The sequence below is a fragment of the Nitrospirota bacterium genome (assembly GCA_016195565.1).
In the GTDB taxonomy this organism is placed as follows: Bacteria; Nitrospirota; Thermodesulfovibrionia; order Thermodesulfovibrionales; family UBA1546; genus UBA1546.
Genome location: JACPZK010000031.1, coordinates 164,834 through 183,438, shown reverse-complemented (window position 1 = coordinate 183,438; position 18,605 = coordinate 164,834). Strand labels below are relative to the sequence as shown.

Below are 18,605 nucleotides of genomic sequence, written 5' to 3'. Positions count from 1 at the left end.
GATTAATGTATACAGAGCAATCTGATTACATGGCAATCCACTGCAAGTTATAGAACAATCGTTCATTTTTAGAGCATATACTGCATATTGTGGCATTTAGGGAAATAGACACAAGTGAGAATGAGATTGCATCGTCCCGAGCCGCTCGGGACTCGCAATGACAATCTTTCTATTCTATATCTGGATTTGGACCCTATCTGCACTTGACATAAATATAAGCAACTCATAAAATTTAACCATGCCAGTTGATGATAAAGTAGTCCTGAGATTCACTGACGGCAAACTGCTTAAGGGGTATTTGAAAGAATTTTCTCAGGAGTCTCCTGAGATTTCATTCAAAAAACTAGACGGGAAAAAGACCCAAACCATCCCTGTCCTGAAACTTAAAGCAATATTCTTTGTGAAGACATTCGAGGGCAATAGCAAACACAAAGAAAAAAAAATATACGGAATCAGGCGGAGTGAAGGCAAAAAAATATTCGTTAAATTCAAAGACGACGAATACATGGTAGGTTATCTTCAGGGCAACGTGCCCTGGAATAAAGGCTTTTTCCTGTCAAAACCCGACAAAGGGAAAGAAGGCTTCTTCCTTGTGCCGGTGGATGAAGACAGCAACAATATAAAAGTTTTTGTTGTATATTCATCTGTTAAGGATATTACGGCAATCCCCTGAATCCATCGTATCAACTATAGAATTATTTATCGGCCATAGGGTATACTTACACATCAGTTTTCACATTTCAGGAGGAACCAATGATACGGCTTAAGGCATTCATTTGCGTATTAATAATTGTAGCGTCATGCGGTGTTTCAAGCGCAGCTATACTTCTCGACAAGGTGATTGCAGTCGTGAATCAGGAAGTCATCACATGGAGTGATTTATATAAGGCAATGGAATTTGAAGCAAGCGATAAAATTAAAGACATAAAAGAAGAGGAAAAGAGAAAGATATTCAAGGAAAATGAGGGGCCCTTCCTTGAAGTCCTTATAGACATGAAATTGCAGATTCAGGCTGCAAAGCAGCGCGGGATAGATGCAGCGGCAGAGGAGATAGCCGAGGCTATAACCGACATAAAGAAAAAATATTCCATGGACGAGCAAACATTGACAGCTTCGCTGAAAAAAGAAGGATTCACCTTAGATGAATACAAGAAAAAACTCTCAGAGCAGATTATATTGAGCAGGGTCGTTTCGCAGGAGGTAAGAAATAAAATAGTAGTTTCTGATGCTGAGATAGCGAAATATATAGAAAAGAGCAAGGATACCCTGATAACTGATGACGCTTACAGGATACGGCAGATCTTTTTCAGGAAGCCCAAAAGCCCCGGTGATAGTGACAGGAAAACAATGGAAGAAAAGGCAGGAACTGTCTATCAGCAGATAAAAGCCGGAGAAGATTTCGCTTCACTTGCCATGAAATATTCCGAAGACCCGTCAGGCAAGGCCGGAGGAGACCTCGGATTTATTAAAAAGGGCCGGATGGCGAAAGAATTCACAGATGTTTTATCCCGGATGAAAACAGGCGATATCAGTCAGCCATTCTGGACTGACATGGGATTGCATATCATTAAGCTCGAAGAAAAGATAGAAAAACAGAGTGCAGCCGCAATAAAAGAATCCGCCAAAAATAAGCTGATTGAACAGCGTTTTTCAGAAAAATACAAATACTGGCTCAGAGAACTAAGAGAAACCGCCTATATTGAAATAAGACTTTAGTTCAGCAAATGTAAAAACGGAGGGCGCTTGATTATGCTGAAAATAGGTGTTCTTGCATCGGGCCGCGGCTCTAATTTTCAGGCAATAATAGATGCGATAGAAAATAAAAATCTCAAAGCCTCAATAGAGATATTGATAACAGATAATCCATCCGCCTTTGCAATAGAACGGGCTAAGAGACATAACATAAAATATATCTTTATAAACCCGAAAGAGTTTGCAACAAAGGACGACTTTTTCAAAAAGATTGCGGACGAACTCAAGACATGCGGCGTTGACCTCGTTATACTCGCAGGATTTATGAAGATTGTAAGAAAACCTCTGATAGACGCATTTCCCAACAGGATAATGAATATCCATCCTGCACTGCTTCCTGCGTTTCCCGGACTTCACGGCCAGAAACAGGCTCTTGACTACGGCGTAAAGATTTCAGGATGCACAGTTCATTTTGTTGATGGGGGCATGGATACAGGGCCGGTAATTATCCAGGCAGCGGTCCCTGTAATGCCTGATGACACGGAAGATACTCTTTCCGAACGCATACTGAGCCTTGAGCACAGGATATATCCCGAAGCAGTACGGCTCTTTTCCGAGGGAAGGCTCGAGATTAAGGGCAGAAAGGTTGCGATAAAAGACCATCCTGTGATCTCATCAAATATCGTTAACCCTCCAAACAGGTCAGAATAGCTGACAGCTAATAGCTCTAATCATGAGAATCTCCGCAGGTCATTTAAAAGGAAAAAAAATAAACTTCAAAAAAGCGCAGAAAACTGCTGCAAAACAGGATACATTAAGACCAACGTCATCCAAGGTAAGAGAGTCTGTTTTCAATATCATAGGCAGCTTAATCGTGGATTCTAAATTCATTGACCTCTACGCAGGCACAGGAGCGGTAGGGACAGAAGCTCTCAGCAGAGGCGCAAGCGCTGTTTTCTTTATAGAGGCTGACAGGAAAAGAGCAGAACAGATAGAGAATACGCTGAAAGACTGCGGATACTCCTCAAAGGCTGATATCATAAGAGGAGAGGCATCCGCCTTCATAGCCAAGGCAGTGAAAGAAGGCTTAAAATTCGACATCGTATTCCTTGACCCTCCTTATCATTCAGGAGAGCTTGAACACATACTTCCAATGCTGTCCAACGGGGAGATGCTTAATGAAGAGGGCATTATTATTGCGGAACACACGTCAAAAAAAAAGCTTCCTGATGAGATAGGAAGGCTTGCTAAAAAGAAAGATTACAAATACGGCGACACTATGCTAACATTGTTCAGAAAGGTTCGGTAAAAAAACGGGACGGAAGGCTGTATCCAAAATAAAGGGATAAAAAAATATGGAATGTGTCCCCATTAAAATTCATAAGGATTAATAAACTTCATCATGAGAGCCGATATCGAGGAGATGAACAATGTCATCATATAGCTTAAATACAACCCTTAATTCATATGTTAATGAACACGCATATTTGCCCTTGAGTTCTCCTGTAAGAGCATGCGTATGCAGTGCAGGGTCAAGGGGATTGTCGGCGAGTTTATTAAGTAGTTCTGTATATGGCCCTTTGAGCTGCGGATTCTTCTTTGCAATCTTTTTGGCCTTTTTTAGATATGTTGGCGAATACTCAAGCCTTCGTTTCATTAAAAACAGCCTTTACAGCATCCTCTACAGATTCAAAGCGGATAGGCGGTTCTTTTTCGGCCTTCAGCACCTGCTCAACCAGTTCTTTGCGCCTGCGCTCTCTATCGGCAAGATAGGCAGCAAAGTCTCTGACCTCGCGAGCAGCAGATTCAGGAAGCTGGGAAAGGATATCCTTTATATGTTCTATTTCGTTAATTGTAGTGTTCATAGATACATTATAGCACAAGTTAGGAGAAAGGCAGGATAGGAAAATGAAACGAACAGCGATTTATCCGGGAACCTTTGACCCTATAACAAACGGCCACATAGACCTCGTAAAAAGAGGGATGAGGATATTTGATGAGGTCATCATCGCCATTGCAACAGCACAGAAAAAACAGCCCCTATTTACTATCAGCGAACGGTTGAGACTGATAAAGGATGCTGTCAGGGGCTTAAAAAATGTTAAAGTTGAGGCATTCAGCGGCTTGCTGGTTGAGTATGTAGAATCAAAAAAAGGCATTGCGGTCATAAGAGGACTGCGGGCTGTGTCTGATTTTGAATATGAACTTCAGATGGCGCTTATGAACAGGAGGCTGGCAGTTGGAATAGAAACTGTTTTTATGATGCCTTCAGAAGAATACTCGTTCCTGACATCCACAATTGTAAAAGAAGTCGCATCATTCGGCGGCTCGGTAAAAGGGCTTGTCCCTGAAGCAGTGGAAAATGCATTAAGGAGAAAATTCAAAAGATGATAACGATTGAGGATTTTGCAAAAGTTGAACTGAAGACTGGAAAAGTGCTTGAGGCGCAAAGGGTAGAGAAATCAAACAAGCTGATTGTTATGAAGGTTGACACTGGAGAAGAAAGGCAGATAGTAGCAGGCATAGGCAAGGCATACACGCCTGAAGAACTCATAGGCAAAAGCATTGTGGTAGTTACAAACATGCAGCCTGCAAAGCTCATGGGAGTAGAGTCTCATGGAATGCTCCTTGCGGCATCTGATGACGAGGGGAACCTCTCTGTAATTACTCCGGAGAAAGAGATAAAAGCAGGAGCAAGGGTAAAGTAAATTAAGGCTTGAAAGATATCCTGCCCAGGTAATATAATTTTATATGGATGCCAAGTATTGTCTATGCTGCAATGAAATGGTGCCTTACAACTACATAGAAAGGTACGAGAGAAAAGAACTGACCTGTGTATACTGCGGATTCACTCTGGACGTGCAGAAACTTTGGGAGACCCCCAAAATAAATAAAGGGTATGCGCTTATTGCAGAGGACTCAAAGTATGTGAAGGATATAATCATCTCTGTACTCAAATCAAAAAAAATTTCAAAAGAAATAATGTCTTTTGTCAATGGCTTTGAACTCGTAACTGCATACTCAAAACTGCTCTCTGATAAGGCATTAATAGATATAGTAATAATCGACCTCAATATGCCAATCATGGACGGCATTACAGCAGCGAGAACAATCCGTGCAATTGAAACCCAGCATGGAGTGACGGCCACCCCTATAGTGTTCTTTTCTGCTGCGAAAGCAGACGATTCGCTCAAGGCTCAGATAGAGTTGCTGTCTCCTGCAAGTTATATGAATAAAGGTTCTGACCCTCATCCTGACAGGCTCGCTGAAAGGGTGGAACAGCTTGTAGGATATCTTATAGAGATGTATGCAAAAAATAGCCCCGATATTTTCTGATTGAAAAAAGCGGCTACTGCTGAAAAGCAGGCAGCGTCTATTTTTCCCCCTGCAAAAAATCAAGCCTGAACGCGCATAGCGCGTTAGCGCCATAGGCGGATAGCACCGAGCCAGCTATATTTCATACTCCTCTCCCTTTGAAGGGACATGAGTAACAAATCCGTACTTTTCTTTTATCATCCCTGAAAATGCAAGCGATGTTTCCTCTTCTCCATGAACCACAAAGACCTGCGGACTATCTTTGAATGATGCGAGCCATTCAAGGAGTTCCTTCTGGTCAGCATGAGCAGAGAATCCGCCGAGTGTATATATCCCTGCCTTCATTGCTATCTCTTCCCCAAAGATACGCACAACTCTTGCTCCGTCAACAATCCTCCTGCCGAGCGTGCCTCTTGCCTGAAATCCTGAAAATATAATACTGCATTCAGGCCTCCAGAGGTTATGTTTCAGATGATGTCCTATTCTTCCGCCTTCGCACATACCGCTTCCAGCAATAATTATCGCATGGGATTTAATCTTATTCAGCGCAATGGATTCATCAACAGAATTGGTAAACCTGAGCCTGATGCTGTCTCCCACCGAGCCGGCGCTGAGAATCCTTTTTGCCTCCTCATCAAAACACTCAGGGTGCGCAAGATATGTCTTTGTCGCTTGCTCAGCCAAAGGGCTGTCAATATAAACATTGATTTTATAGAGCCTTCCTTCGCGCACAAGCCTGTTAAGCACATACAGGAGATCCTGCGTCCTTCCAATTGCAAAGGCAGGGATAATAACATTTCCGCCTTTTTTGAATGTCACTTTTATAACTTCCACAAGTTCGTCTATAGTCTCCGGCATGCCTTTGTGGAGCCTGTTGCCGTAAGTTGATTCCATGACAACATATTCAGCCTCTGTTGCAAGCGACGGGTCCTTTATTATCGGGTTTCCTTTTCTTCCGATGTCTCCTGAGAATATTATTTTTTTCTCTTTATGCCCGTCCTGAAACCATATCTCCAGACTGCCTGAACCGAGAATGTGTCCTGCATCAAGGAATCTGTACTTAATGCCCTTTCCTGTATGCTCAATCTTTCCATAAGAAACTTTTTTGAAAAAAGGAATGGATGCCTTAACGTCATTAACGGTATAAAGCGGAAGCACCGGTTCTTTACCTGCCCTTAACGCCCTTCTCGTATGCCATTCAGAATCAGTTTCTTGAATATGCGCTGAATCATAAAGCATCAGTTCTGCAAGGTCTGCAGTCGCAGATGTTGTAACTATCTTCCCACTGAAACCGTCTTTGACAAGCTTTGGGATAAGCCCGCTGTGGTCAATATGGGCGTGCGTAAGAAACAGATAGTCTATTTTCGAAGGATTAAACAAAAAAGGCGCTCTGTTAATGTCATAGGAGTCTTCCCCCTGAAACATGCCGCAGTCAACAAGCATCTTGATTTCCGATGTCCGGATATAAAAGCATGAGCCTGTAACGGTTCTAACGCCGCCAAGGAATTGTATTTTCACCTTACCACCTCACTTGTTTAAGTTTAAAACAGCCTCTGCTGCTAAAGCCTGGTAATCTTGACCTTGGATATTTTTCTGTCTTCCATCTCAAGTATGAGGAACCTGAGGTTGTGATACCTGACCTGCTCGCCGACCTTCGGAAGCCTTCTGAAAAGCCCGAACACAAATCCGCCGATTGTATGGAAGTCTTCGCTTACAAGTTCAGATCCTACGAGTTCATTAATCTCGTCAAGCCCTGTCTGCCCCGCAACTATGGACGTCCTTTCATCTATAATCTCAACTTCCTTTTCTCCTTCCATTGCCTCAAATTCATCCTGAAGGCCTCCGACTATTTCCTCCATTATATCCTCAAGCGTTATAAGCCCGGCGGTACCGCCATATTCATCCATAACTATAGCTATCTGGAATTTGTTCTTCTGCATCTCATCAAGAAGTTCTGTCACCATCTTATTTTCAGGAATATAATAAGCCTCACGCACAATCTCTGTTATAGGCGTATAGTTCTGTATTTTACCCTGCGCCATCTGTTTCACTATGTCCTTCACATAAAGGATTCCGGTAACGCTGTCTATATTCTCCTTTACGACAGGGTAGCGTGAATAACCCTCTTCCAATACAAGCTTCAGGGCATCGCCGACTGTTGAATCATCAGGTATGGAGACTATCTCTGTGCGCGGCACCATCGCCTCTGTTACAACCTTATCTCCGAATTCAAAAACTTTATGAAGCATCTGCTTCTCTTCTTCTTCAAGAGTCCCCTCTTCTTCGCCTATATTTATCATCGTCTTTATCTCCTCTTCTGTTACAAAAGGGGATACAGACTTTTTCTTGCCTCCCAACATCCTGATTATAAGATTAGACGTGATTTTAAATATCCAAACAAGTGGTGAAATCAGCCTGATATAAAACCCAACAGGCCTTGCAAGCAATAAAGAGACTTTTTCTGAATGAGCAACCGCAAATGTCTTTGGCGCAAGTTCTCCGAATACAACGGTAAGGAATGTCATGACAATTGTGGCTATTATTATCCCATTTTCACCGAAATATTTAAGCGATAGGGCAGTTCCTATAGATGTCGCAAGGACAGTGAATAGGTTGCCTGATAATATTACGGCGCTGAAGAACTTATCGTGCTCATCCAGTATCTTCTGCACAGCCCTTGCCCTGCTGTCACCTTTTTCCAGAAGGCTTCTTATCCTTATCTTGTTTACAGCGATAAAGGATGACTCTGAACCTGAAAGGATGGCGATGGCTACGAGCGAAAGCGCAATAATAAGTATTGAATATATACTGTGCGGTTCCATAATTATAAGTTAAAAGTTAAGAGTTGAGAGTTAAGAGTTTCAGAATTTATCATTTTTTTAAACTTTTCACTTTAAACTTTCAACTTCTTAATGACCGCATCAGCCACCTCTGATGTCTTGGCAGCAGTCGGGTCATCGGGCTTTGGTTTCATGTCATAGGTTACGTGTCTGCCTTCTTCTATAACAGAGGCGATTGCAGCCTCAAGTCTTTGTGCGGCATCTGTTTCACCTATATGCCTCAGCATCATCACTCCTGAAAGCATCATAGCAAACGGATTCATCTTATTCAATCCTTTATATTTGGGTGCGCTTCCGTGTGTCGGTTCAAATACCGCCATCTCATTTCCTATATTTGCCCCTGGCGCAAGCCCCAATCCTCCTATAAGCCCGGCAGCAAGGTCTGAAACAATATCCCCATAAAGATTCGGCAGCACAATGACATCATACAACTCTGGCTTTTGTACAAGCTGCATGCACATATTGTCAATAATCCTGTCTTCAAACTCTATGTCATTGTATCCGGAAGCAACATTTCTTGCTGTTTCAAGAAAAAGCCCGTCTGAATATTTCATTATATTTGCCTTGTGAACAGCAGTGACCTTCTTTCTTTTATTTTTCCTCGCATATTCAAATGCAAATCTCACTATTCTTTCACTGCCGTAAACAGAGATCGGTTTTATGCTTATGCCAGAATCCTGTCTTATGTTCTTACCTGTTGCTGTTTTCACGAAGTCGATCAACTGTTTTGTCTCTTCCTTGTCCTTCTGAAACTCTATGCCTGCATAAAGGTCTTCCGTGTTTTCCCTCACAATAACGAGGTCGATATCCTCATATCTTGTTCTTGCGCCTTTAAAGCTCCTGCAAGGCCTCAGGCAGCTGTAAAGGTCAAGCGCCTGCCTCAACGTAACATTAACGCTCCTGAAACCCGTGCCGACAGGTGTTGTTACAGGCCCTTTAATTGCGATTTTATTTTTCCTGATGGAATCAATTATCCGATCAGGCAACGGATTGCCCTCTTTCTGATAAACATCCTCTCCGGCATCGTGCACTTCCCATTTAATCGAAACGCCTGTTGCTTCAATCACGCGCCTTGTTGCTTCGGCTATTTCAGGCCCAACACCATCACCTGGAATTAAAGTTATTGTGTACATAGCGAATTCCCTTGTGTAGAGAATGTCATTCCCACCCCTTTTGTCATTCCCGCGAAAGCGGGAATCCAGAAGATGTTATTATACTATAAAACAAAAGCATGGATTCCTGCCTGCGCAGGAATGACAGATGAGAACAATGTTCAGAAGAATTCTCAGAGAAAGGAATCACGGATTTGACGTCAATATCTTTCTTGCGATATCAGGATACTGGGCTATAAATCTCAGCTCGTCGTCAGTCATCGGTTTTTGCGTATGCAGGTTAGCGTACTGGACAAGTTCAAGAACCTTTCTTGCTTCATTGTCATCATGGAAGTGGATTCCGAGTTTGTCATAAACATGCCTGAAGCCCTTAACCCCGCCGTATTCGCCTGTTGTTATGATCCTTCCTGTCTCAAGGAGTTCCGGTTCGCCCCTGCCTACATCCTCAGGGTCATAAAGCTCGTAATTTCTCCTGTCTTTTAAGGCTCCGTCAGCATGAATGCCCGACTCGTGCGCAAACGCATTTGAACCCACGCCCGGCTGATTTATAGGTATTGGAAGATTAAAGGCATAGGATGCATATTTTGCAATTCTCCATGACTTTTTCAGATCCACATGTTCATCAAGATGAACCTTCCGGCTTAAGCCGTGTGAAAACTTAAGAGCAAGGATAGTTGATACCAGGTCGCAGTTGCCACAGCGCTCTCCATACCCGTTTATTGTTGTATTTATATAGGCGTCAATCCCGCTGTCTATCGAGGCCTGCGCACCGGCCACAGATACCGCTTCTGCCATACCGAGGTCATTGTGGCAGTGCATCTCTATCGGAAACTTTGTTGCCAGCGCAAGCGCCTTTATCCTCTCGTAGATTGTTATTGGATCATCAGAACCGACTGTATCACAGTATCTAAACCTGTCCGCGCCTGCTTCCTTGCCAGCCGCTGCAAACCCTATCAGCCTGTCCAGTTCTGTCCTGGATGCATCCTCGGCATTGAGCCCTACGGTCTCAGCGCCTGATTCCTTTGCAAGCTTCACGGCTTCAATCGTTGTTTTCAGAATGTCCTTGAAGGTCTTCCTTCCCTGGAATTTCCCCTGTATCATTATCTCTGATGTTGACATAGAGATATTCAGGTGTTTTATGTCAGGGCAGTTTTTGAATGTAAGCTTTATGTCTTCAGGAATTGCCCTGCACCAGCCCTCGAGATGAATTCGCTTAATAGCGCCTGCCTTAACAAGTTCAAGATTACCGTTTATATAATTCACTTCATGCTTGAGCGTAGGGAAGCCTATCTCGCTCTGATACACTCCCATCTCATCGAGATAAATATTAAGCATCGTCTTGGAAAGCTTCGGCAGAAGTATCCTTGATGTCTGAACACCGTCTCTGTTTGTAACATCGATAAGATAAACTTTATTTTTCATATTGCAAACCTCATTGCCAATTAAGTTTTGAAATTCCGGCAATTGCATAGTATAACCAAACCGGAGTTAATATTACAAATAGACTCAAGGGGTTATGGGAAGTCTTACCCTGCTATTTTCTGCGGCATATTTCAGGATATCAGGCTGGTATTAACTTTAATTTTTATCTGTTTCTTAATGCCTTCCACATAGGATTTCACGGCCTTTTGTCTCTTGTCAAATAAAAGCGCCTGCCTGAAAGCCTTTGCCGTCTGCTCATCTCCGGTTATCTGCCGGCTCTCATCCTCTGTGAGGTCAAAAGCCTCACCGATAAGCCTCTTCATTTTGACAAGCATCAATTCGTATCTCTTTATATTCTCGAAATATTCCGGTGTGATCCTGTTAATCTGTAATACCCTCATATATATATCCCGGTCAAAGGCACCATTTCTTGTAAAACCGGGCTCATTCCTTATTGCCTCTTCAAGCTCTTCATCGCTCACAGTCATGCCAATACTCCCGGCTGCAACCAGTAGCGCTCTTTCATCTATCAGAGAATCCAGCACCCCTTCTCTGAGTTTAAGTTTTTTCTCCAGCTCGTCATTGAATTTTTCCTTATATATATCCCTGTAAAAGCCTACTGCTCTGTCATACGCGCGTCCGTATTCCTCAACTGTTATCTTTTCCTTCCCAATCTCTGCCACAGGAACCGCTGTTGACTTATCAACTGTCCCGACACCCCAGAATATGAACGAGAGGATTACAATAAAAAACAACACATAGAAAAACTTTGCGTGTTTGCGCATCGCCCTTAGCATGTCAGCGCCCCCTTCTAAGCTGGTTCAGACAGTTATCCTGAAGATTCCGGTTTTTGCCTGAATCAGCCGTGATATTTTCCCTTTGCATGTATCTACCTTAAAAGATTTTCTCTAATAATTCAAGCCTATAGCCGAAAAATAGACATAGAAATTCCTTAAACTCCCTCTCCCTTGATGGGAGAGGGATAGGGTGAGGGTGAAAATGACCCAGAAGGTTACCCCTCCCCTCTGTCCCCTCACACAAGGGGAGGGGAGTTATGAGAAAGGAACATTTTCTAAATCGGGATTCGGCCATAGCGTGACAGTATAATTTTACCTCTGGAATGTGATACTATAAACATATTTCCTTTATTAAATCCATGAATTTCAGCGGCATAAAAAAAATCCTTGTCATAAAACTCCGCCATATCGGCGATGTCCTTCTGAGTGTTCCCGTATTCAGGGCATTAAGAGAAAATTTTCCGGCGGCTCATATTGCCGCCCTCGTGAATTCAGGCACGGAAGAGGCCTTAGAATCAAGTCCCTTTATTAACGAAATAATAGCCTTTGACAGAAGCATCAAGAAAATGAACTTTCCACAAAAATGTACAAAAGAAATATCATTCTTAAGAATGATACGCGGGAAAGGCTTTGACATGGCAGTTGACCTCACAGGCGGTGACCGGGCTGCGATAATATCCTTTGTCTCAGGCGCTTCATACAGGTTTGCGCATAACATCAGAGCTGGTTTTTGGGGGAAAAGACATTTTTATACCCACCTTGCCGTAAGAAACGATAACCAGCACACAGTACTGCAAAACCTTGATGTCGTGTACCAGTTCGGCATTAAAACAGACAATCTCTCCGTGGATATATCTATCCCTGAAGACGCAAGAATGTTTGCTAACCGTATCATGGAAAAGAACAGGATAGATAAAAATACCCCTGTTGTTCATGTCCATCCGACATCGCGATGGCTTTTCAAATGCTGGAAGGATGAATACATGGCAGCGGTTATAAACTGGATGACCGGAAAAGGCATAACCGTAATCGTTACATCAGCTCCTGACAAACGGGAAATGGAAAAGGCGAAAAAGATATTATCCATGGTCAGAACTTCAGGGGACTGTCCCAGATTTACGGGCGAAGCCGTAGAATCGGGACTGTCCCCGCGACTGAACTGTGGAGGAGTAGTTGACCTTTGCGGCAAAACAAACATTAAACAGCTTGCTGCAATATCAGAAGTGTCGGATTTATTCTTTGGCGTAGACTCCGCTCCTATGCATATTGCCGCAGCAGCCGGCACGCCTGTCGTTGCCCTATTCGGGCCAAGCGGCGCCTTTCACTGGGGGCCGTGGGATAATAAAAGCTCAAAGTTAAGCGCTAAGAGTTTAGAGTTTAAAACTCCTCGAGGGGACTGTCCCAGATTTACGGACGGAGCAAAGCGAAGTCGTAGAATCGGGACTGTCCCCGTGGGTCAAACAGAAGAGACTCCCTATCCAAAAAGGAATGGAATACAGACATTTGGAATTCATACAGTAATTCAACAAGACTGGAAGTGCATTCCATGCGGTAAAGATGGATGTGGCGGTAGCAAAACCAGCAGGTGCCTTGAGGAGATAAAAACGGAAGAGGTTATAAATATTTTAAAAGGTAAACTGGATATATAAAAATCCGGATGGTAAATTACAAATGAAAAACATGCATCAAGCTATATATGAATTACTGAGAGACAAGAAAAGCGGATATCTGCTGGATGCAGCCTGCGGCAATGGAGAGCTTGGGGCAGCGCTTGAAAAAGCAGGGCATCAGGTCTTTTGTATGGATAAATACGCCAATCCTCATAACATACAGCGATTTGTAAATGCTGACCTGAATGGTTTTTTCCCGTATAAGAATGAACAATTTGACTTTGTGGTCTGCGCTGAATCACTGCAATATTTAGAAAATCATGAGAAACTTTTCAGGGAATTCAGAAGGGTATTAAAGACAGGCGGAAGCCTTATAATCAGTTTCCCCAACATACTTACAGTATTTTCACGGTTGTACTTTTTGAGAAGGGGATATTTCCAGCACTTCAAACCGTTCAGGACCAAGCAGCACAAAGAATGGGACCATTTCATCTACAATATCCCATCATTTGTAGAAGTCTTTGAGCTTATAAGAAAGAACAGTTTTGAGTTAAGGGATGTCATTGCTCTTGACGTAAAACTGAAGAATTTATTGTTATATCCTTTTCTAAAAGCTTTATACCTTCCGGGTGTGTTCTTTGATAAAAATAGAAATACTGAAAAAGCAGAGATGATTAAGCGGCTGGCTTCCAGAGAGCTCCTGACAGGCAACCGGCTTGTAATAAGCTGTGTAAAGGTGAATCATGATATTTAGCATACTTCATACAGAGTCATCAACAGGCTGGGGAGGGCAGGAAAACAGGACGCTTCAGGAGTGCATCGGCTTGAAAAAAAGAGGAGCAAGAGTAATCATTCTGTGCCAGCCTGAAAGCAGGTTGAATAAACGCGCATTGGCAGAAGGCATTGAAGTGAGAACATGCAGAATGAAGAAGAGTTATGACATCTTAGCAATAAGTCATATACTTAAACTGATAAAAAGCGAAAATATTGACATAATAAGCACTCACAGCGGAAGGGACAGTCTCCTTGCAGGCATAGCAGGAAGGCTTTCAAGAAAAAAACCGGTAATAGTCAGAACAAGGCATCTGGCGCTTCCCATAACCTCAAGGTTTACATACAACCTGCTGGCCAATAAAGTTGTAACTGTAAGTGAATATGTAAAGCAGTATTTGATAGGTAGCGGCATTGCGCCAGAAAAGGTAGCGGCCATACCGACAGGCATAGATACAGATAAATTTAATCCCGAGAGAGTTAATGACAGCTTGAGGCAGGAACTGGGATTGCAAAAAGATATTCCTCTTATAGGCACAATAGCGATTTTAAGGAAAAAGAAAGGACATCATATCATCCTTGATGCCATTCCGTCAGTCCTTAAAGAAATACCGGATGCCGTTTTTGTATTTGCAGGGGATGGCCCGCAAAGGGATAATATTTTAAATAAGATAAAGGCGTCAGGATTATCCGAAAAAGTCTTCATGCTCGGATTGAGAAAGGACATTCCTGAGATATTGAAATCCATTGATGTCTTTGCACTGCCAACACTTCAGGAGGCGCTCGGAACATCATTTATAGAGGCAATGGCAATGGGCAAGCCGGTGATAGGAGCAGATGTGGGCGGCGTCGGTGAAGTGATTAAAAACGGGATAAACGGCTATCTTGTAAAACCGGATAATCCGCATGCGCTTGCAGAGGCAATTATAAAGATGTTGAAGGATAAAGAGACGGCAAGATTAATGGGAATGGAAGGAAGAAAGATAGTGGAAAAGGATTATACAGTGGAAAAGATGTGTGAAAGGATGTATGCCCTTTATCTGTCTCTCATAAAGGAGAATACTCAATGTCCTCAATGAGACCGATTCCGGTTTTAATGTACCATCACACCAACCACCATAAAGGGGATATGGTCACTATAACTCCGAAGGTCTTTGAAGGGCAAATGGAATACTTGCATAAAGCAGGCTATAGGACATTAAAGATAGGCGAACTCATTTCTTACATAAACGGAGAACTGACCTTAACTCAGAAAGCTGTAGTTGTCACCTTTGACGACGGCTGGCTTGATAATTATATGTATGCCTTTCCCATACTCAAAAAATACAAAATCAACGCAACTGTTTTCTTAATTACAAACAGAGTGGAAAATGCGTCTTTAAAAAATTCAAAATTCAAAATTCAAAATTCAAAACTGTTAATACCCACTCATAATGAATCAAAAATTCTTATAGAAAAAGGAGAAGCGCATAAGGTTGTGATAAACTGGGAACTTATTAAGGAAATGTCAAACAGCGGCCTTATCGAGTTTTATTCGCATACAAAAAGCCATGCTAAATGCAACAGCCTGTCTGAAAAAGAACTCATGGAAGAACTGAAAGAATCACGGGAGATTATTGAAAAACAGCTTGGCAGTCCAGGCCCCTACTTCTGCTGGCCTTACGGCAAATATAATGGCCTTGCCGTAAATGTTGCAAAAAAAACCGGATATAAAGCCCTATTTACCACAAATCACGGGGTCGTTGAAGCAGGCTCTGACCCGTTTGCAATAAACAGGATAATAGTTAAGGACAGCGTTGCCTGGTTTAAGAAAAGAATGGTAGTATATACAAACACAATCCTTTCAAAGTTATACCTCAAGATAAAGAAAAAATGAGAAACAATCCCATTGATGTCCTGCTGTTTTTGCTGCTAAAGATCGTAAAATTCTTTGATGGAAGGCAAACGGATTTAAAATATTTTGATCCCGAAGCGGTTAAAAACATTTTAGTTGTCTCATCAACGGCAATAGGAGATACATTACTTTCAACGCCGGCAATAAGAGCTGTCCGCGAGAGATACCCTCAGGCAAGGATAGTTGCTCATTTTAATATTAAAAACATGGGGCTTTTTGAAAATAACCCATACATAGATGAGATAATTCCTTATCATGGCGGATATAAAAAAATTTTCAGGACCATTATGAAATCCCGCAGACATAAATTTGACCTCGCATTGATATTTCACGGCAACGAACCTCAGGCAACTCCAATGGCATATCTTTCAGGGGCAAGATTCATCGTCAAAGTGCCAAGTACGAGTGAATACAGATTCCTGCTGTCCAACATAAATCAGACTTTGCTATGGGAAGACTTAACCCATGGTGTAGAGCAGCGGCTTAAAGTGGCGGAGCTTGCTGGCTGCAGGATTTCAGATAAGAGAATGGTTCTACCTATAGAAAAAGATGGAGAATCTGCTGTCAATGAGTTTTTAGAAAATAGCGGAATCAGAGATACAGATTCAATCATAGGCTTTCAGGCAGGCGCATCAACTCTCAGCAGGATGTGGTTTCCTGACAGATTTGCCGAATTGGGCAAAAGGCTTATTAATTCGTATTCTGAATTAAAAATAGTAATTACTGGTTCCCCGCAGGAATACAATTATTGTAAAAATATTGCAGATGAAATAGGAGAAAAAGCGATTGTGTCAGCAGGGAAGATTCCTCTAAAATACATTCCGGCACTGCTTAAAAGATTCAAGGCTTTAGTGACCGGAGACACAGGGGTCATGCATATTGCAGTTGCAGTCGGGACACCGGTTGTGGCGCTGTTTGCAGTAGCAGACCCAAAAAAATCAGGGCCTTATTATGATATGGAAAAGCATATTGTCATACAAAAAGAAAGGACATGCGAGCCGTGTGCAAGCAAAAAATGTAAACACCAAACCTGCATGGAAAATATAAGTATTGATGAGGTATTTGAGTCCATTGTTTCTTATCTAAAATCGGAGACAGGTAATGCACGATATTAATCTTAGAAATTGCCTATTGTGCGGTCAGAAAACAGTATTATTGTCCTCTGAAAACGATACTCTTCTTAAATGTATGGGCTGCGGCGTGGTCTTTGATGAATCAAGTATGCTCGGGGAAAGCTATTATGAAAATGAAAGAGTTCCCCATGTTGACGAAAAAAAAATAAAATCAAGAAGAAGAAATGCAAAGCAGCGCGTAAAACTTATCTGTAAGATGCTAAAAAAAGAATCATCTTTAATCGATATTGGTTGTGGAGAAGGACTTTTTCTGCAAGATGCAAAAAAATATGTAAACAATATTTATGGCATCGAGCCTACCAAGGCTTATGCTGCTTATGCAAAAGAAACCATGAATCTTGATGTACATCAGGGAACATTAGAAAGCTTTGAATGTCCTGATAATTCTTTTGATATGGTAACGATGTTTCATGTCTTAGAGCACCTTTCCTCGCCCTCTCAGGCATTAGGCAAAATTTATTCATGGCTTAAGAAGAATGGGCACATTGTTATAGAAGTCCCCAACATAGAAAGCCCCACTGCTCAATATAAGGGCTTAAACTGGGAGCTAATATATCCGGAACACAGATTTTACTTTTCGCCAACTTCTTTGCAGCATCTCCTTAAAAAGAATAATTTTGAAATTGTATCTATGAGATTCCGTGATTTTGACCAATATAGGACAGGAATAGGAACAAACCTAAGAAAATTGGGAATTACATTTGGTGTTAGAAAGAATAAAAAGCAAATAAAGGCTGCTGAAAAGCAAACGCAACCCCATGCTACCCAAAAACCTAAGGATTCTGTATTAAAGGGTATTCGCAAGACAATACAATTGCCGTTGAGAGCCTTTTTAGGCTGGCTGGTAATGAAACTAAAAAGAAGCGATTACATTTTAATAATTGCCAGAAAAATGGAGAAAAATCAATGAAGGCAGGGTTAGACGAACAGCATTCAAATCAACATAAAACCCTGAAAAAGGTTTTGTTAGTTTATTCTTCAAAACCTCCAATCATGCAATACCTTGCTTCTGCTTTTAGCCGTAAAGGGATATCCACGGAAATGGTTTATGCGGATGCGAACCATTGGTTTGATCGTCATATAATACATCCTGCCAATAAGATACTTCATAACTTACGCATACTTCCAAAGGATAAAAATGTTTTTTCTGATCATCCTCTCTCTCACAAAAATTATAGGAGTTCCAATCTGAGAAAAACATATCAACACTTTAATCCTGATCTGGTTCTCATTATCCGTGGAATCGGTTTTCAGAACGATGTATTAAATGAAATCAGGAGGAATACTCCCCTTTTTTGCTGGTGGATAGAAAAAGAAGAGCGTATAGAAGAAGCGCTCGGGGAAATAAATTTATTTGACTGGTATTTTTTTATAAACTCATCATGTGTTGATATGGGAATACAAAAGGGGTTTTCAAACATCAGTCTGCTCCATCATTCAGTCGATCCTGATACGTTTTATCCGATGGATAATATAGACAAGGAGATAGATATATGTTTTGTCGGCAATTGGTCCCCAAAGAGACAGCAGGTTATTGAAGCTCTGCTCGACGTTACTGACAATATTGTTATCTATGGCAGAAAATGGATAAAGAAGAATTTTCTAAACTCCGGAATAAAACAATGTGTTAAAGGTAAATATATTGATGGCTCTGCGTTGGTAACGTTATATAATAAAAGCAGGATTGTAGTGAACATTACAAACTGGGGCTTTGGGGAAGGCAAAAAACGCAGCGGGATGAATATGAGGGTGCTGGAGGTGCCTGCAACAGGCGCTTTTTTGCTTACAGACGGCTCGCGGGATATGGAGGCTGTTGCAACACCAGGCAAGCACATGGCAGTTTATGGAAGCATAGAGGATTGTGTAATATTGGCTAAGTATTATCTTAGCAATGCTTCTGAAAGAGAAGCGATAGCCAAGGAAAGTTGCCTGCATATCCGCACTAATTATACTTACGCCAATGTAGTTAACCGCATTATAGATACATATAACAGACTAATAAAACATCAATAATTGATT

21 protein-coding genes are annotated in these 18,605 nt (G+C 41.9%); 14 read left to right on the top strand and 7 right to left on the bottom strand.

What is annotated here, in order from left to right; genetic code table 11:
* Positions 1 to 238: 238 nt before the first annotated feature.
* The 4 genes from HY035_10985 to rsmD all read left to right on the top strand — a co-directional run bounded on the left by HY035_10985 (position 239) and on the right by rsmD (position 3,001).
* A complete protein-coding gene (locus HY035_10985; GenBank protein MBI3378904.1) occupies positions 239 to 673 on the top strand; it encodes a hypothetical protein in 435 nt (144 codons plus the stop codon).
* A gap of 80 nt (positions 674 to 753) precedes the next feature.
* A complete protein-coding gene (locus HY035_10980) occupies positions 754 to 1,716 on the top strand; it encodes a peptidylprolyl isomerase (protein MBI3378903.1) in 963 nt (320 codons plus the stop codon).
* A 33-nt stretch (positions 1,717 to 1,749) separates the two neighbouring features.
* Positions 1,750 to 2,403 carry a phosphoribosylglycinamide formyltransferase gene (locus HY035_10975; protein MBI3378902.1) on the top strand — a complete coding sequence of 218 codons (654 nt, stop codon included), beginning with the start codon at positions 1,750 to 1,752 and terminating at the stop codon, positions 2,401 to 2,403.
* Positions 2,404 to 2,425: 22 nt separating this feature from the next.
* Positions 2,426 to 3,001, top strand: coding sequence for a 16S rRNA (guanine(966)-N(2))-methyltransferase RsmD (rsmD, locus tag HY035_10970; GenBank protein ID MBI3378901.1), 576 nt, complete (start codon positions 2,426 to 2,428; stop codon positions 2,999 to 3,001).
* A 78-nt stretch (positions 3,002 to 3,079) separates the two neighbouring features.
* On the opposite strand, the gene HY035_10965 is transcribed toward rsmD, so the two are convergent.
* Together HY035_10965 and HY035_10960 are read right to left on the bottom strand one after the other, a co-directional pair.
* Complete coding sequence (locus tag HY035_10965) at positions 3,080 to 3,349, bottom strand: type II toxin-antitoxin system mRNA interferase toxin, RelE/StbE family (GenBank protein MBI3378900.1); 270 nt, start codon at positions 3,347 to 3,349, stop codon at positions 3,080 to 3,082.
* Positions 3,333 to 3,557, bottom strand: a complete 225-nt coding sequence (locus HY035_10960; protein MBI3378899.1) for a hypothetical protein — start codon at positions 3,555 to 3,557, stop codon at positions 3,333 to 3,335. The genes HY035_10965 and HY035_10960 overlap by 17 nt, the downstream gene beginning before the upstream one ends.
* A 43-nt stretch (positions 3,558 to 3,600) precedes the next feature.
* On the opposite strand from HY035_10960, the gene coaD reads away from it, so the two are divergent.
* The 3 genes from coaD to HY035_10945 are packed head-to-tail and all read left to right on the top strand — an operon-like array spanning position 3,601 to position 5,028.
* The gene (gene coaD, locus HY035_10955) at positions 3,601 to 4,083 is read left to right on the top strand and encodes a pantetheine-phosphate adenylyltransferase (GenBank protein MBI3378898.1); all 483 of its coding nucleotides are present in this window, start codon (positions 3,601 to 3,603) and stop codon (positions 4,081 to 4,083) included.
* Positions 4,080 to 4,400 carry a methionine--tRNA ligase subunit beta gene (metG, locus tag HY035_10950; protein MBI3378897.1) on the top strand — a complete coding sequence of 107 codons (321 nt, stop codon included), beginning with the start codon at positions 4,080 to 4,082 and terminating at the stop codon, positions 4,398 to 4,400. The genes coaD and metG overlap by 4 nt, the downstream gene beginning before the upstream one ends.
* A gap of 43 nt (positions 4,401 to 4,443) precedes the next feature.
* Positions 4,444 to 5,028, top strand: a complete 585-nt coding sequence (locus tag HY035_10945; protein MBI3378896.1) for a response regulator — start codon at positions 4,444 to 4,446, stop codon at positions 5,026 to 5,028.
* 114 nt (positions 5,029 to 5,142) lie between these two features.
* On the opposite strand, the gene HY035_10940 is transcribed toward HY035_10945, so the two are convergent.
* The 5 genes from HY035_10940 to HY035_10920 form a co-directional block, all read right to left on the bottom strand.
* Positions 5,143 to 6,525, bottom strand: a complete 1,383-nt coding sequence (locus HY035_10940; protein MBI3378895.1) for an MBL fold metallo-hydrolase — start codon at positions 6,523 to 6,525, stop codon at positions 5,143 to 5,145.
* A 41-nt stretch (positions 6,526 to 6,566) separates the two neighbouring features.
* Complete coding sequence (locus tag HY035_10935) at positions 6,567 to 7,829, bottom strand: HlyC/CorC family transporter (protein MBI3378894.1); 1,263 nt, start codon at positions 7,827 to 7,829, stop codon at positions 6,567 to 6,569.
* 71 nt (positions 7,830 to 7,900) lie between these two features.
* Positions 7,901 to 8,980 carry an isocitrate/isopropylmalate dehydrogenase family protein gene (locus HY035_10930; protein ID MBI3378893.1) on the bottom strand — a complete coding sequence of 360 codons (1,080 nt, stop codon included), beginning with the start codon at positions 8,978 to 8,980 and terminating at the stop codon, positions 7,901 to 7,903.
* 165 nt (positions 8,981 to 9,145) lie between these two features.
* Positions 9,146 to 10,381 (bottom strand): homocitrate synthase, encoded by a 1,236-nt coding sequence (locus HY035_10925; GenBank protein MBI3378892.1) that lies wholly within the window; start codon positions 10,379 to 10,381, stop codon positions 9,146 to 9,148.
* Between the two features lie 131 nt (positions 10,382 to 10,512).
* Positions 10,513 to 11,178: a SurA N-terminal domain-containing protein gene (locus HY035_10920; protein ID MBI3378891.1), complete on the bottom strand. Its 666-nt coding sequence runs from the start codon at positions 11,176 to 11,178 to the stop codon at positions 10,513 to 10,515.
* A 359-nt stretch (positions 11,179 to 11,537) separates the two neighbouring features.
* On the opposite strand from HY035_10920, the gene rfaQ reads away from it, so the two are divergent.
* From rfaQ to HY035_10885, 7 genes are read left to right on the top strand one after another with little or no spacing between them, the layout of a single operon-like run.
* Positions 11,538 to 12,827, top strand: coding sequence for a putative lipopolysaccharide heptosyltransferase III (rfaQ, locus tag HY035_10915; GenBank protein ID MBI3378890.1), 1,290 nt, complete (start codon positions 11,538 to 11,540; stop codon positions 12,825 to 12,827).
* A gap of 22 nt (positions 12,828 to 12,849) precedes the next feature.
* Entirely contained in the window at positions 12,850 to 13,542 is a 693-nt protein-coding gene (locus tag HY035_10910; GenBank protein MBI3378889.1) for a class I SAM-dependent methyltransferase, read from the top strand.
* Positions 13,532 to 14,638: a glycosyltransferase family 4 protein gene (locus tag HY035_10905; GenBank protein MBI3378888.1), complete on the top strand. Its 1,107-nt coding sequence runs from the start codon at positions 13,532 to 13,534 to the stop codon at positions 14,636 to 14,638. Before HY035_10910 ends, HY035_10905 begins: the two co-directional genes overlap by 11 nt.
* A complete protein-coding gene (locus HY035_10900; GenBank protein ID MBI3378887.1) occupies positions 14,626 to 15,435 on the top strand; it encodes a polysaccharide deacetylase family protein in 810 nt (269 codons plus the stop codon). Before HY035_10905 ends, HY035_10900 begins: the two co-directional genes overlap by 13 nt.
* Positions 15,432 to 16,568 (top strand): glycosyltransferase family 9 protein, encoded by a 1,137-nt coding sequence (locus HY035_10895; protein ID MBI3378886.1) that lies wholly within the window; start codon positions 15,432 to 15,434, stop codon positions 16,566 to 16,568. Before HY035_10900 ends, HY035_10895 begins: the two co-directional genes overlap by 4 nt.
* Positions 16,555 to 17,496, top strand: coding sequence for a class I SAM-dependent methyltransferase (locus tag HY035_10890; GenBank protein ID MBI3378885.1), 942 nt, complete (start codon positions 16,555 to 16,557; stop codon positions 17,494 to 17,496). The genes HY035_10895 and HY035_10890 overlap by 14 nt, the downstream gene beginning before the upstream one ends.
* Positions 17,493 to 18,599, top strand: a complete 1,107-nt coding sequence (locus tag HY035_10885) for a glycosyltransferase family 1 protein (protein MBI3378884.1) — start codon at positions 17,493 to 17,495, stop codon at positions 18,597 to 18,599. Before HY035_10890 ends, HY035_10885 begins: the two co-directional genes overlap by 4 nt.
* Positions 18,600 to 18,605 lie beyond the last annotated feature (6 nt).